The following is a 14,957-nucleotide window of genomic DNA, read 5'->3' on the forward strand; positions in this document are numbered from 1 at the left end:
GTCCGACAGGGACCCGGAGCGCTCTTGCCAGGATAGCGAGGTTCAGCCTTGCTTTCCTCCGATCCGCACCGCCTTTGGCGGGGACGCAGCGGAAGAGATGGTGCTTGATCCGCGCCCGGAGGCGGATCCGTGTGCCGACACGCGCGCGGAAATGACGCCGCCCCACACCGCGCCTGCTTATTCCGCGTCCGTTTCTTCCGCGCAAACCGTTGCAGCGCAGGCTTTTGCGGGCGAGGCCGCGCAGCCGCGCCCCACGCAGCCGGGGCATGCCGGCAGCCGCGATTCGCGCCACGACAATGCCTGCGGCACCGAGGAGAGCGAGGACCCGCGCAGCCCGCCGCGGCCCGATCCCGCAGCCTCCAACACGCAGGCCGGCGAGGGCCAGCAAGCGGTGCCCTCCTGCGACCGCATCTACGCCGCGCTCGATCTCGGCACCAACAATTGTCGCCTTTTGATTGCCCGCCCCACCACCCGCAACTTCCGCGTGGTGGATGCCTTTTCGCGCATCGTGCGCCTGGGCGAAGGCCTCTCGGGCAGCGGGCGCCTCGGCGCTCCGGCCATGGGGCGCGCCATCGCGGCGCTGGAAGTATGCGCCGGCAAGATCGCCGCCCGGGGCGTCTCGCGCGCCCGCATCATCGCGACCGAAGCCTGCCGCGCGGCGGAGAACGGCGCGGAATTCTGCGCCGAGGTCGAGCGCCGCACCGGCCTTGTGCTGGAAGTGGTGGACCGCCGCACCGAAGCGGGCCTCGCCGCCTCCGGCTGTGCGCCCCTAGTGGACCCGAGCTGCGACGGCGCCATCCTGTTCGACATCGGCGGCGGCTCGACCGAAGTGGTCTGGCTCGGCCGCCGGGCGGCGGGGGACGACGGGCCGCCGCGCGCCCGCATCCGCTCCTGGGCCTCCATGCCCGTGGGCGTGGTTTCGCTGGCCGAGCGCCATGGCGGGGTCAAGGTTTCGCGTGAACTGTTCATCAAGATGGTGGACGAAGTGCTTGATATGCTGGAAGGCGTGCGCCAGAGCTGGGGCGTGCGCCCGCCGGGCCGCATCCATTTGCTCGGCACGTCGGGAACGGTGACGACAGTTGCCGGTATCCACCTCGGTCTCGAGCGCTACGATCGCGCCCGCGTGGACGGCGCCTGGCTCCATGCCCGCGACATCAACGAGGTGGTGGACCGCCTCGTGGACATGTCGTTCGAGGAACGGGTCTCCAATCCCTGCATCGGCGCGCAACGGGCGGATCTGGTGCTCGCCGGCTGCGCCATCATGGAAGCCGTGCGGGAAGCTTTTCCCACCGATCGTCTGCGCGTGGCCGATCGGGGCTTGCGCGAAGGCATGCTGGTGCAGTTGATGCGGGCGGACGGGGCCTGGCGTCGCCATCGGCCCCAATAGGAGCATCGCGTGACCAATCCGACCCGGGGCCCGGATGGGCGGCCGCTGAAAGTGCGCGTGAAAAACGCCCGCAGCCGCACCACCTCCTCGCAGAAATGGCTGCAACGGCAGCTCAACGACCCTTATGTCGCCCGCGCCAAGCGGGAAGGCTATCGCTCGCGCGCGGCCTACAAGCTCATCGAGATGGACGAGAAGGCGCACCTGCTGAAAAAGGGCATGCGGATCGTCGATCTCGGCGCCGCTCCCGGCGGCTGGAGCCAGGTGGCGGCGAAGAAGATTGGCCTGGAAGAGGGGCGCGGCAAGATCGTCGCCATCGACCTGCTGGAGATGGAGCCGGTGACCGGCGTGATCTTCGAGCAACTCGACTTCCTGGACGAGAAGGCCCCGGCACGGCTGCTGGAATTGCTGGACGGGCGGGCCGATATCGTCATGTCCGACATGGCCGCCAACGCCACCGGCCACAAAAAGACCGACCACATCAAGATCGTCGCCCTGGTGGAACTGGCGGTGGAATTCGCCCGGCAGGTGCTCGCGCCCGGCGGTACGTTTCTGGCCAAAGTGATCCAGGGCGGCACCGAAGGCGTGCTGCTGGCGGACCTGAAGCGGGATTTCACCTCCGTCAAGCACCTCAAGCCGGCCGCGAGCCGGGCGGATTCGGCGGAACTCTATGTTCTGGCGACCGGTTTTCGCGGCAAGGCCGATCCTCTGCCGGGCGAGGAGGGCTATGCCCCCATCGGCCAGTCCGCCGACTGAGGCTTTTCGTTTCGCACCGGCCTAATGGCTGATCATCCAGGGGCGGGCCGAGGGGAAGCTCTTGGCCCCGTTCTGGGCGGTCTTGGTGCGGCTTTTCATCTTGCCCGAACAGCAGCCGCAGCCCGCCCCGTGCTTGGTCGAGGCCTGGGCGGCGGCGAACTGGCCGACGCTCATGGGCGCATGGGAACTGCGCTCATTGGTGGAAAGCGCCGTGCGGCGGCCCGCATCCATATTGGCAAGGCGCGGCGCGCTGAGGATGGCGCGGGGCGACGCGGCCGCGCAGTCCGGGCAGGCCTGGGGATGGTTGTATTCGCTCATGGGCCGGGTCTGCGTGAAGGGGCCGCAGGCGTCGCACATATAATCATAGACCGGCATGTCGCCCTCGTTTTCTGGCGTTCCTCACGGGAGACCGGGGCGGGCACGCCCCGGCCGGTGGCACGTCCGCGATCACAGATCGGGCGAAAGCGGCATGTCGATGGAGCCGTCCAGGAACTTGGTCGGTCCCGCCGAGGTCGGATTGATGTCGAAGTCGAAGATCTCGGTGGGCAGCCAGAGCGTGGCGCAGGCGTTGGGAATGTCCACAACGCCGGAGATGTGCCCCTGCACCGGCGCCGTGCCGAGGATGGAATAGGCCTGGGCGCCGGAATAGCCGAACTTCTTCAGATATTCGATGGCGTTGAGGCACGCCTGGCGATAGGCGACGTGGACGTCGAGATAATGCTGGCCGCCGGCCTCGTCCACCGAGATGCCCTCGAAGATCAGGTAGTCCTTATAGTTGGGCGTGATGGGCGAGGGCTTGAAGATGGGATTCTTGATCCCGTACTTCGCCATGCCGCCCTTGAGCACGTCCACCTTCAGATGCACCCAGCCGGCCATCTCGATGGCGCCGCAGAAGGTGATCTCGCCGTCGCCCTGCGAGAAATGCAGGTCGCCCATGGAGAGGCCGCCGCCGTCCACATAGACCGGGAAATAGATCTTCGAGCCGCGCGAAAGGTCCTTGATGTCGCAATTGCCGCCGTGTTCACGCGGCGGCACGGTGCGTGCGCCTTCCGCCGCCGCCTTGGCCTTTGCCTCGCCGGTGAGGCGGCCCATGTGGGCGGTGGGGCCGAAGGGCGGATTGGCGAGCGGGGGCACGCGGGTCGGATTGGTGGCGATGAAGTCCACCTCGCGCTTGTTCCACGTCTCAAGCAGCTTGGGATCGGGCAGGCAGCCGATCAGGCCGGGATGGATGAGGCCGGCGAAATTCACCCCCGGAATGTGCCGGGACGAGGTGAACATGCCTTTGAAATCCCAGATGGATTTCTGCGCCTGGGGGAAGTGGTCGGTCAGGAAGCCGCCGCCGTTCTTCTTCGAGAAGAAGCCGTTGAAGCCCCACTGGCTGTCCGGCATGGCGCCGATGTCCAGCAGGTCCACCACCAGCAAATCGCCCGGCTCGGCCCCCTTCACCCCGATCGGGCCGGAGAGGAAATGCACGATGGACAAGTCGATGTCGCGCACGTCGTCGGCGCTGTCGTTGTTCTTGATGAAGCCGCCGGTCCAGTCATAGGTCTCGACGATGAAATCGTCGCCGGGCTTCACCCAGGCCACCATGGGGATGTCGGGGTGCCAGCGATTATGCACCATGTCATTGTCGTAGGCGGACTGGTTGAGATCGACCTTAATCAAAGTATCGGCCATGGACAGCTCCCAGCTTGCTTGACTCTCTTGGGCGGACGGAAAACGCGGGCGGATGAATGGGCGAGGCGCGTGCCTCACACCGAAAGGAATTTGGCGACCTTGGCCTCGTCGATGTCGGCCCGCAGGTCCTCGTGGACGATAGAACCGTTCTCCAGCACCAGCACTCGGTCGGCGATGTCGAGGGCGAAGGAGAGCACCTGTTCCGACACCACGATGGAAAGCCCCTTCTCGTCGCGGATGCGCTTCAAGGTGCGCGCCATCTCGCGGATGATGGAGGGCTGGATGCCCTCCGTCGGCTCGTCGAGCAGCAGCACCTTGGGCTTGGTGGCGAGCGCGCGGGCGATGGCGAGTTGCTGCTGCTGGCCGCCGGAGAGATTGCCGCCGCGCCGCTTCCTCATCTCCAGCAGCACGGGAAACAACTCATAGATGTCGCCCGGCACCTTCTTCGTGCCGGAGGCGACGAGGCCGGTCTCGATATTCTCCTCCACCGTCATGGCGGAGAAGATCATGCGGCCCTGGGGCACATAGGCGATGCCTTTCGCCACCCGCTCGTAGCTTTTCAAATCGGTGATTTCGTCCGCGCCGATGGAAACCTTGCCGGAGCGGGTCGGCACCACCCCCATGAGCGATTTCATCAGCGTGGTCTTGCCCATGCCGTTGCGGCCCATGATCGCCACGATCTCGTTGGGCGCGACGGTGAAATTTAGCCCGTGGAGCGCTTCGCTCTGGCCATAGGAAACAACGAGGTTGGAAACATCGAGCATGTGGTGTGCCCCCATGGTGCCGACGACACCGGTCCTTGCCCGCCGCCGCGCGGGCTACGCTCAGCTCTGCGCGGGCCGAGGCCCTCAATGGCCGAGATAGACTTCGATCACCTTCGGATCGGCCTTCACCTTGGCCATGGATCCTTCCGACAGGATCTTCCCCTGGTGCAGGACCGTGACTTTGTGGGCGATGTCTTCGACGAACTTCATGTCGTGCTCGATGACGATCACCGAGCGGTCCTTGATGATGGTGTTGAGCAGTTCGGCGGTCTTCTTGCGCTCGGCGACGCTCATGCCCGCGACCGGCTCGTCGAGCATCAGCAGTTCCGGGTCCTGGATCAGCAGCATGCCGATCTCCAGCCATTGCTTCTGTCCGTGGCTGAGGAACTCGGCCTTGCGGTTCAGTTGGTCGGCGAGAAAGATGGTCTCCGCCACGTGCTGCACCCGCTCGCGCACCTCCGCATCGCGCTTGAAGGCGAGCGCGCCGAGCACGCCGCGGCCGCGGGGAAAGGAGATTTCCAGATTCTCGAAGACGGTCAGGTCGTCATAGATCGACGGGTTCTGGAACTTGCGCCCCACCCCTTTGCGGACGATCTCGTATTCCTTCAGCTTGGTCAGCTCCGTGCTCTTGAACCGCACCGAGCCCGAGGTCGCCTTGGTGCGCCCGCAGATGAGGTCGAGCACCGTGGTCTTGCCGGCGCCGTTGGGGCCGATGATGACGCGGATCTCGTTCTCATCCACGTAGAACGAGAGGTCGTCCACCGCCTTGAAGCCGTCGAAGGAGACCGTGAGCCCTTCCACGGCGAGGAGGAAGTCGGGCGCGATCTGGTCGGTGATGGGAGCGGCATTCATGGGTCTGTCTCCTCACTCGGCCAGGGTCGGGGCGGCGCCGGGGGCCGCCCCGGCGTCCGCGGCAGGCTTGCGGGTGAATAGGGCGTCGATGCGCGGCTCCACATAGGAGCGGTAGAGGCCGGCAAGCCCGTTCGGGAACAGCAGCACCACGGCGATGAACAGGCCGCCGAGGCCGAACAGCCACAATTCGGGGAAGCTTTCGGAAAACGAGGTCTTCGCCCAGTTCACCAGCAGCGTGCCGTAGACCGCGCCGAGCAACGATAGCCGACCGCCGACTGCCGCATAGATCACCATCTCGATGGACGGCACGATGCCGACGAAAGAGGGCGACATGAACCCCACCTGCAAGGTGAACATGGCCCCGCCAATGCCCGCCAGTGCCGCGGCGAAGCAGAACACGAAGATCTTGTAGCTCGCCACGTCGTAGCCGGAGAAGCGCACCCGGTCCTCCTTGTCGCGCATGGCGACCAGGATGCGGCCGAGCTTGGAGCGGCGGATGAACTGGCACAGCAGGATACAGCCGATCAGCAAGCCGCCATTGACGAAATAAAGCAGGGTCTTGGCGCTGTCTGTGCGGATGTCCCACCCATGAAAGGTGCGCAGGTCCGTGATGCCGTTGATGCCGCCGGTGTAGCCCTGCTGGCCGACGATAAGGATCGTCACAATGGCCGCCATGGCCTGGGTGATGATGGCGAAATACACCCCGCCGACACGTCGTTTGAACAACGCGAAAGCGATGATCAGCGCCAGGATGGCCGGCACGAGGACCACTGCCGCCAGGGAGAAGCCGAGCGATTTGAACGGCACCCAGAAGAATGGCAGTTCGGTGATCTGGTTCCAGTCCATGAAGTCCGGGATGCCCGGCGTGGACTGGATCTTCGTCGCTTCGGGACTGGAGGCTTCGAGCTTCAGATACATGGCCATGCAATAGCCGCCGAGGCCGAAGAACACGCCCTGGCCGAGCGACAGAATGCCGGCATTGCCCCAGCACAGCACCAGGCCCACCGCGACGAAGGCATAGGTGAGATACTTGCCCACCATGTTGAGCCGGAAGGGTTCGAGCGCCATCGGCAGGACCACGAAGAGCAGCGCTGCCAGGATGAGCACGCCGATGAGATCCTTGGAGCGCAGGGTGAAGGCTTCGCTTTGCATCAATGCGCTCCTCAGCGGCGGACTTTGAGGACGAAGAGGCCCTCGGGGCGCACCATCAGGATGCCCACGACCACCATCAGGGTGAGCACCTTCGCCATGGAGCCGGACATGAAGAATTCCATGGTCGACTGCGCCTGCGAGATGGTGAAGGCCGAGGCGATGGTGCCGAGCAGGCTCGCCGCGCCGCCGAAGACCACCACCAGGAAGGTATCGACGATGTAGAGCTGGCCCGCCGTTGGCCCGGTGGAACCGATCATGGTGAAGGCGCTGCCCGCGACGCCGGCGATGCCGCAGCCGAGGCCGAAGGTGTAGCGATCCACGCGCTCGGTATTTATGCCGACGGCGCCGGCCATGGGGCGGTTCTGCACCACGGAGCGCACCTGCAGCCCCCAGCGGGAGCGGTACATGAGCAGATAGACGGCGATGGCGATGAGCGTGGTGAGGCCCATGACGAACAGGCCGTTGATCTGGACCTCGATGGTGTCGGTGACGGGCAGCGAGCCCATCATCCATTCGGGCAGTTCGACGCCCACCTCGCGCGCCCCGAAAATGGACCGGAAGGCCTGCTGCATGATCAGCGACAGGCCCCAGGTGGCGAGCAGGGTGTCCAGCGGGCGCTTGTAGAGGAAGCGGATCATGCTCCACTCCACCAGCATGCCCAGCGCGCCGCTGACCACGAAGGCCACCGCCATTGCAATGAAGAAATAGATGCCGAAGAGGCCCGGCAAATAGGTCTGGAACAGCTGCGAGGTGAGATAGGTCATGTAGGCGCCGAGGATCATGAACTCGCCGTGCGCCATGTTGATCACGCCCATCTGGCCGAAGATGATGGCCAGCCCGAGCGACATCAGCACGAAGACCGAGAACAGGATCAGGCCCGCGAACGCCTGCATGGCGAAAATGGAACCAAGCTCCCCGAGCGAATATCCCAGCATCAAAGCACCCCCGCAGCTTTCGCTGCCGCTCAATTCATGACGGAAGACAGTGCGGCCGACGCGCGGCCGGCTGGATCGCGGAGAAGAAGGGGACGGCGGCCCCCTGGCCCGGCCGCCATCCCGCTTCCACGCGCTCGTCCTTCAGGACGAGCGGGAGATCATTGGTATCCCTGGGGGAAGGGGTTCGGCTCCACCAGTTCGGAGGTCTCGAACACCACGTCGTATTGCCCATCGGCCCGGGCCTTGCCGACGCGCGTCTTGCTCCACAAATGGTGGTTCTCATGGATGCGGACATAGCCTTCCGGCGCCTTGTCGAAGGCAACGCCGGGGGAAGCCGCAGCGATCTTGTCAATGTCGAAGGACCCGGCCTTCTCCGCGGTGAGCTTCCACAGCCAGGGGCCGAGATAAGCCGCCTGCGTCACGTCGCCGATGACGATCTTGTCGCCATAGGTCTTCTTGAATGCCTCGACGAATGCCTTGTTGTTGGGATTGTCGAGGGACTGGAAGTATTTCATGCAGGCGAAGGCGCCGGCGATATTCTCGCCGCCGATACCCAAAATTTCGTCCTCGGTGACCGAGATGGTGAGCAGGGTCTGCTTGGAAAGGTCGATGCCGGCCGCCTTCAACTGCTTGTAGAAGGCGACATTCGAGCCGCCGACGATGATGGCGTAGATCACGTCGGGCTTCGTCAGCTTGATTTTGTTGATCGCCGAATTGAACTGCGTATGCCCGAGCGGGAAATATTCCTCGCCCACCACCTTGAGCTTCAGGAAGTTCTCGATGTGCTTGCGGGCGATCTTGTTGGACGTGCGCGGCCAGATGTAATCCGACCCGAGCAGATAGAAGGTCTGCGCCCCGCGCTCCTTCACCACCCAATTCAGACCGGCGATGATCTGCTGGGTTGCTTCTTGCCCGGTATAGATGACGTTCTTCGATTGCTCCAGTCCTTCGTAGAAGGTCGGATAATACAACATGCCGTTATATTGCTCGAACACCGGCAGGACGGCCTTGCGGGAGGCGGATGTCCAGCAGCCGAAGACCGAGGCGCACTTGTCCTGAACCAGCAGCTTTTTGGCCTTTTCCGCGAAGGTAGGCCAGTCGCTCGCACCGTCTTCCTGAATGTACTTGATCTTGCGCCCGAGGATGCCGCCCGCTGCATTGATCTGGTCGATGGCGAGCTTTTCTGCCTGGACTGAGCCGGTCTCGGAAATCGCCATGGTTCCCGTGACGGAATGAAGGATGCCGACCGTGACTTCGGTATCGGTTACGGCGAGCCCGGTCGTATTCACCGCAGAGGTTGCCGGCACCTGCGCTTGGGCAACGCCGGAAAAGAGCGTCGTCGCGGGAATAAGGGAGGCAAGAGGCAGCGCGGCTGCGCCCTTCAAGACATCCCTTCGCGTTGCATTCATCTTGCTGTTGCGATCGTCGCCACCCGACATCAAGGTCCCCTCCAGCGCTTTACGGATCGAAGACAGGGCCGAACAGGCGCCTGCTTGGGTTCCATGGTTCCGGGGATGATGCGGCGCAGCAATACGGTGATTGACGTATATGGCGCAGCCAGAAAATCCGTATTGTCGATTTTGCGGAGAGGTTTCCTGCTCGCGTTTTAATTCGCACGCGCGGGCGCGCGCACGTACGGTGCAGGCGCTGCGGGCGCTTCTACTTAAGTTTCGGGAATATTGGGAACCGTGAGAGATGCACAGGAACAATGCTTCGAGTTTGATCAGAATGCAGGCAAAGGCGCGATAAATTCAGTCACGCATACGAAAATAGGCTGTGGCATAATGAATTATCTTGGGGATGACGCGCTTCATGTGGCGATCCCGGGTCGGGAGAGGGCGGAAGCCGGCTCAGCGGCGCGGCAGATGTAGCCGGGGCGCGGGGCGGGCGGTTCATGGGCCCGAAGACCTGAGGGAATTTGAAGTCAGAGGGCCGGGGAACCTATGGCCGGGGAACAGCGGATCGTTCGGGTTCGACGCCAGTACAACAAATGGGTCGTCAACGAGACCCTGGAAGACTATGCCCTGCGTTTCACCGCGAAGAGCGCGCGGCGCTGGTCGTCGTTCCGCGTCGCCAATACCGCGCTTGGTGCCATTTCCTTCCTGGCCCTGGAAGCCATCGGCGGAGCGATCACGCTCTCATTCGGCTTCACCAATGCGATCGCGGCGATCCTGGTGGTCAGCGCCATCATTTTCGCGGCCGGCTTCCCGATCTGCTTCTATGCCGCGAAATTCGGCGTCGATATCGACCTGCTGACGCGGGGCGCGGGCTTCGGCTATATCGGCTCGACCTTCACCTCGCTGATCTATGCCTCCTTCACCTTCCTGTTCTTCGCCATCGAGGCGGCGATCATGTCGCTGGCCCTGGAGATGTGTTTCGGCATCCCGCTGGCGATCGGCTACATAATCAGCGCCCTGGTGGTGATCCCGCTGGTCACCCACGGCATCACGCTCATATCCCGGTTCCAGATGTGGACCCAGCCGGTGTGGCTGGCGCTGCATATCATCCCGCTCGCTTATATCGCCCTGACCCACGGAGAGGATCTTTCCGCCTGGACCGATTTCACCGGCCGCGTGGGGCCCGCGGACGGCAGCTTTTCCTGGCTCGCCTTCGGCGGGGCGTCCACTGTGGTGTTCGCGCTCGTGGCGCAGATCGGCGAGCAGGTGGATTTCCTGCGATTCCTGCCGCGCCGGGAAGCCGGTAACCGCGTCAATTGGTGGGGCAGCCTGCTGGCTGCCGGACCGGGCTGGATCATTCCCGGCGCGCTGAAAATGACGATCGGGTCGTTCCTCGCCTATCTGGCGCTTCAGCACGGCATCGGCTTGGACCATGCGGCCGAACCGACGCAGATGTATCTGGTCGCCTTCGGCTCGATGCTGCCCTCGCAACAGGCGGCGCTCGCCTTCACCGGCGTCTTCGTCATCATCTCCCAGCTCAAGATCAATGTGACCAACGCCTACGCCGGCTCCATCGCCTGGTCGAACTTCTTCTCGCGGCTGACACATTCCCATCCTGGACGGGTGGTGTGGCTGGTGTTCAATGTCGCCATCGCCCTGATGCTGATGGAGCTCGGCATCTACAAGGCGCTGGACGAGATCCTCGGCCTTTATGCCATCGTCGCCATCGCCTGGGTGGCGGCGCTGGTGTCGGACCTCGTGGTGAACAAGCCGCTTGGTCTGTCCCCGCCGAACATCGAGTTCAAGCGCGCCCATCTCTACGACATCAACCCGGTTGGGGTCGGCTCGGTGGCACTCGGCACCGCGGTGGGCGTGCTGGCGTATTCTGGACAATTCGGCCGCATGCTGCAGGCCTTCGCGCCCTTCTTGGCGCTCGCGGTGGCCTTCCTCGCGGCGCCGGCGATCGCGCTCGCCACCAAGGGGCGCTATTACATGGCCCGCGAACCCAAGGTGCAGTGGCGCGGCAAGGGCACACTGCGCTGCTGTGTGTGCGAGCACAAGTTCGAGCATGAGGACATGGCCCAGTGCCCGCTTTATGCCGGGCCCATCTGTTCCCTGTGCTGCTCGCTTGATGCGCGCTGCCGTGATCGCTGCAAGGAGGATGCCCGCGCCGCCGACCAGATCCTCGCCTTCCTGGCGGCGACCTTGCCGCGCTGGGCGGTGAAGCGGCTGAATTCGCGCGTCGGGCACTACATCGCGATCCTGGCGACGCTGGCGTCCCTCATCGCCGCGATTCTCGCCATCATCTATTTCCACGCCACGTTCGAATCTCCCGCCTATGGGGAGGCGATCCGCACCACGCTCTGGACGGTCTATTTCGTCCTCATCATCGTCGTGGGCGTGGTGGCGTGGCTTTTCGTGCTGGCGCAGGAAAGCCGCAACGTGGCGCAGGAGGAAAGCCAGCGCCAGACTACCTTGCTGATGCACGAAATCGCGGCACACAAGCGCACCGACGCCAAGCTCCAGCGCGCCAAGGAGGTGGCGGAGGCGGCGAACCTCGCCAAGAGCCGCTACGTGGTCGGCATCAGCCACGAATTGCGCACGCCGCTGAACGCGATCCTCGGTTATGCCCAACTGCTCGAGCGCGACACGTCCATTCCCGCCGGCCGGCGGGATGCCATCCGGGTGGTACGCCGCAGCGCCGAGCATCTGTCCGGCCTCATCGACGGGCTGCTGGATATCTCCAAGATCGAGGCCGGGCGCCTGCACCTGAACAGGGACAAGGTGCGCATCCACGAATTGCTGGACCAGATCGTGGACATGTTCCGCCTTCAGGCCCAGGCGAAGGATATCGACTTCCGCCACTCCCGTTCGGATCGGCTTCCGCCCGTGGTGTTCACGGACGAGAAGCGGCTGCGGCAGATCCTCATCAACCTGCTGTCCAACGCCATCAAGTTTACCGCCGCCGGCCACGTCGCCCTGCGGGTCTCGTTCCGCAACCAGGTGGCCGAGTTCGAGGTGGAGGACACCGGCCTTGGGGTGGCGGAAGAGGACCGCCTGCGCATCTTCGAGCCGTTCGAGCGCGGCGGCCGCGCCGGCACCTACAATACGGTGGGCATCGGCCTGGGGCTGACCATCACCAAGCTGCTCACCGAAATCATGGGGGGCGAGATCGTCCTGAGGAGCGGGCCGCAAGGCGGCTCGATCTTCGCCGTGCGGCTGCTGCTGTCGGAGGTTTCCACCCCGGACGACGCCGCTCCGGCGGAACGGCGCATCACCGGCTATCGCGGGGAACCGCGCACCCTCCTGGTCGCGGACGATGATGCCGCCCACCGGGATCTGATGTGCGAATTGCTGCGGCCGCTGGGGTTCGTCGTGTTCACCGCGCCCGACGGCGTCGCCTGCCTGGAGCTCGCCGCCCAGGTGCAGCCGGACCTCGTCCTGCTCGATATCGCGATGCCAGGTCTCAACGGCTGGCAGGTCGCCCGCCGCCTGCGCGGCAAGGTGGCGCCGGGTGCCCGCATCATCATGATTTCCGCCAATGCCGGCGATGCCGGCCGGCCTGAGGCGGAGGGGCGCCATCACGATCAGCAGATCGCCAAGCCCGTGGATCTGCGCCATCTGCTCGAACAGCTGCGTGGCCTGCTGACGCTCGACTGGATCTATGACGGCGATCCCCCCGCCGCGCCCGAAGAACCTCCTGGCGAGATGATCGCCCCCGCCAACCGCCATATCGACGAGTTGCTGAAGCTCGGGCGCATCGGCTACGTGCGTGGCATCCAGGCGAAGCTCCAGGCGCTCGGCGAAGAATCACCCGATCACGCGGAATTCGTCGCGCAGATGAGCGATATCGTGCGCAGCTTCGATCTCAACCGTTACATGACCGTTCTGGAGGGCCTTCGCAGCGATGATGCATAGCGCCAAGCGACGCGACATCGTCCTGGTGGTGGACGATAGCCCGGAAACCCTGAGCCTCCTCACCGACGCGCTGGAGGAGGCGGGCATCACGGTGCTGGTGGCGGTGGAGGGCGCCAATGCCCTCGCCTTGGTGGAGCAGATCACCCCCGACATCATCCTGATGGACGCCATCATGCCCGGTATGACCGGCTTCGAGACCTGCCGGGCGCTGAAGACCAACAAGGCGCTCGCCCACGTGCCGGTGATCTTCATGACCGGCCTGTCCGAGACCGAGCATATCGTTCAGGGGCTGGAGGCGGGCGGGGTGGACTACGTCACCAAGCCCATCGTGCCGAGCGAGATCATCGCCCGCATGAAGGTCCACCTCGCCAATGCGCGCCAGACGCAAGGGGCGCACGTGGCGCTGGATGCCGCCGGGCGGTTCCTGCTCTCCGCCAATCTCGACGGGCGGGTGCTGTGGAGTACGCCGCAGGCCACCCGCCTGATGGCGCAGATCGCCCCAGTGCAGCCCGGCGAAGGCTTCGTTTTGCCGGATGCGGTTCGCCGATGGCTGGAGGCCTGTCAGGACTCGGATGCGGCGCAGCGCGACGGGATCGACCTTTCCCTACTGGCCGAAGCGCCCCGCACGCTGAAGCTCGCCTATGTCGGCCAGATCGGCGGACGGGAATTTCTGCTGCGGGTGATCGAGGAGGCCCCGGCCAAGGACGAAGAGGTTCTGCGGCGGGCGCTGTCCATCACACAGCGCGAGGCGGAGGTGCTGGTGTGGATCGCGCGCGGCAAGGCCAATCGCGACATTGCCCAGATCCTCGGCCTCAGCCCGCGCACGGTGAACAAGCATCTGGAGCAGATCTACGCCAAGATCGGCGTGGAAAACCGCGCGTCTGCCACCGCGCTGGCGGTGCGCGCCCTGTCTGGCCAATGAAAAAGGCGCCCATGGGCGCCTTTTGAACCATCGAACGGCGTGCCGGATCAACGGCCCCAGCCCGGCGGAACGCCATGGCGGGAGATGGCATCGACGATTTCCCGCTGGCGCCGGTCGGACCGCTTCATATGCACCGCGATCACCGCGTGGGCGGAGGGAACCGCGAAGAACAGCGGAAAGATCAGGCCGAGCAGCACGCATGGCACGATCAGCACCAGATTGAGGATCGCCGACACAGGCTGCGCATTCAGCAGCAGGCCGAGCGGGGGAAGCAAGGCGGCGACAATGTAGATCATGGGTGTTGACCGGCGCTCCGAGGAACCAGGATTTCATATGGGGGAGATCCTGTCCGCTTCAAGATTGCGGGGCCCGCCGGCGCGCGGATCGTGCAGATGAAGCCTCTGCTCAGGAGGCGAGCCGGGGCGTGCCTTCCTGGCGGCGTGCCGCGATCCAAACGCCTGCCCCGTCCACGATGCCGGGCCCGGCGCAGAAGCCGGCCTTGGCCAGAAGACCGCGCAGGGCCGGAAGCGCGCCACGCCCGGCCGAGCGGGCCACATGCACCAACAACCAGCCACCGCGCCGCACGAAGCCGCGGTTACGCTCGATCGCGGCGGCGAAATCTTCATCCATGGCAAGATGGTCGATGATCAGCGCGTCGGCGGTGCCGTGGGCGACCTTGTCGAGATTGCGGGGTGCGCAGCCGACGTTCGTGAAGCCCGACCGCCACAGGCCGAGCGCGAGATTGAGGCTCTCCTTGCCGAGCACGACAACGTGATCACAGGGACGAAGATGAGCGAAGGCGGCGATTTCCTCGATGGCCCAGCTCGGGTTCGGCTCAGGGGCAGCGGTGACGCCGGCCGGCTGCACCGCGACCGCAGGCAGGCGGTGCCGCGCGGGCATGGTCCGTTCGTTTCGACGCGGACTGGACGGCTCGGGTTCGATTTCGGGATCGTCTTCGCGCCGCCGCACGGCGGCGGTGTTGATCTGGGGCATCGCGCCCTCCTTCTGTGACGCCAGCGCGGGGCGAACCCGACGCTGCGGAAGTAAGGATGCAACACCCCCCATAAGCGCTCCATCCGGAAGGCGGCGCGTGCGCATAAAGCCCCCGTAAACAGGCTGGAGCCTGGCTTTATGCCGTACCGGAGGACGGCGGACGACTTGGAAAACGGGCCATGGCGGGATTGAAAAAGATGGTCTAAG

Annotated in this window: 13 protein-coding genes; 4 read left to right on the forward strand and 9 right to left on the reverse strand. The window is 64.8% G+C overall.

Going from position 1 to position 14,957, the window contains the following annotated elements:
• Window positions 1-151: 151 nt before the first annotated feature.
• Together V5F68_RS03345 and V5F68_RS03350 are read left to right on the forward strand one after the other, a co-directional pair.
• Window positions 152-1,387 (forward strand): Ppx/GppA phosphatase family protein, encoded by a 1,236-nt coding sequence (locus V5F68_RS03345; RefSeq protein ID WP_394100486.1) that lies wholly within the window; start codon window positions 152-154, stop codon window positions 1,385-1,387.
• Between the two features lie 9 nt (window positions 1,388-1,396).
• Window positions 1,397-2,140: an RlmE family RNA methyltransferase gene (locus V5F68_RS03350; RefSeq protein WP_394014467.1), complete on the forward strand. Its 744-nt coding sequence runs from the start codon at window positions 1,397-1,399 to the stop codon at window positions 2,138-2,140.
• Between the two features lie 21 nt (window positions 2,141-2,161).
• Here V5F68_RS03350 and V5F68_RS03355 read toward each other — a convergent pair whose 3' ends face one another.
• From V5F68_RS03355 to urtA, 7 genes are all read right to left on the reverse strand, one after another.
• Entirely contained in the window at window positions 2,162-2,515 is a 354-nt protein-coding gene (locus V5F68_RS03355) for an FmdB family zinc ribbon protein (RefSeq protein WP_394014466.1), read from the reverse strand.
• Between the two features lie 72 nt (window positions 2,516-2,587).
• The gene (fmdA, locus tag V5F68_RS03360; RefSeq protein WP_348847043.1) at window positions 2,588-3,817 is read right to left on the reverse strand and encodes a formamidase; all 1,230 of its coding nucleotides are present in this window, start codon (window positions 3,815-3,817) and stop codon (window positions 2,588-2,590) included.
• Between the two features lie 74 nt (window positions 3,818-3,891).
• Window positions 3,892-4,581 carry an urea ABC transporter ATP-binding subunit UrtE gene (gene urtE / locus V5F68_RS03365; RefSeq protein WP_394014465.1) on the reverse strand — a complete coding sequence of 230 codons (690 nt, stop codon included), beginning with the start codon at window positions 4,579-4,581 and terminating at the stop codon, window positions 3,892-3,894.
• Window positions 4,582-4,665: 84 nt separating this feature from the next.
• Window positions 4,666-5,433, reverse strand: coding sequence for an urea ABC transporter ATP-binding protein UrtD (urtD, locus tag V5F68_RS03370; protein ID WP_394014464.1), 768 nt, complete (start codon window positions 5,431-5,433; stop codon window positions 4,666-4,668).
• Between the two features lie 12 nt (window positions 5,434-5,445).
• Window positions 5,446-6,585 carry an urea ABC transporter permease subunit UrtC gene (urtC, locus tag V5F68_RS03375; RefSeq protein ID WP_394014463.1) on the reverse strand — a complete coding sequence of 380 codons (1,140 nt, stop codon included), beginning with the start codon at window positions 6,583-6,585 and terminating at the stop codon, window positions 5,446-5,448.
• Window positions 6,586-6,596: 11 nt separating this feature from the next.
• On the reverse strand, window positions 6,597-7,520 hold the full coding sequence (gene urtB, locus V5F68_RS03380; protein WP_394014462.1) for an urea ABC transporter permease subunit UrtB: 924 nt from the start codon (window positions 7,518-7,520) through the stop codon (window positions 6,597-6,599).
• A 158-nt stretch (window positions 7,521-7,678) separates the two neighbouring features.
• Window positions 7,679-8,959, reverse strand: a complete 1,281-nt coding sequence (urtA, locus tag V5F68_RS03385; RefSeq protein ID WP_394014461.1) for an urea ABC transporter substrate-binding protein — start codon at window positions 8,957-8,959, stop codon at window positions 7,679-7,681.
• A 504-nt stretch (window positions 8,960-9,463) separates the two neighbouring features.
• Here urtA and V5F68_RS03390 point away from each other — a divergent pair.
• Window positions 9,464-12,835 (forward strand): hybrid sensor histidine kinase/response regulator, encoded by a 3,372-nt coding sequence (locus V5F68_RS03390; protein WP_394014460.1) that lies wholly within the window; start codon window positions 9,464-9,466, stop codon window positions 12,833-12,835.
• Complete coding sequence (locus V5F68_RS03395; RefSeq protein WP_394014459.1) at window positions 12,825-13,757, forward strand: response regulator; 933 nt, start codon at window positions 12,825-12,827, stop codon at window positions 13,755-13,757. Before V5F68_RS03390 ends, V5F68_RS03395 begins: the two co-directional genes overlap by 11 nt.
• 47 nt (window positions 13,758-13,804) lie before the next feature.
• Here the strand turns inward: V5F68_RS03395 and V5F68_RS03400 are convergent, their stop codons facing one another.
• Window positions 13,805-14,053, reverse strand: coding sequence for a hypothetical protein (locus V5F68_RS03400; protein ID WP_348847034.1), 249 nt, complete (start codon window positions 14,051-14,053; stop codon window positions 13,805-13,807).
• Window positions 14,054-14,162: 109 nt separating this feature from the next.
• Window positions 14,163-14,750, reverse strand: a complete 588-nt coding sequence (locus tag V5F68_RS03405) for a hypothetical protein (protein WP_394014458.1) — start codon at window positions 14,748-14,750, stop codon at window positions 14,163-14,165.
• Window positions 14,751-14,957: the final 207 nt, after the last annotated feature.

This window comes from Roseixanthobacter pseudopolyaromaticivorans, assembly GCF_043195145.2.
Classification (GTDB): Bacteria; Pseudomonadota; Alphaproteobacteria; order Rhizobiales; family Xanthobacteraceae; genus NCEH01.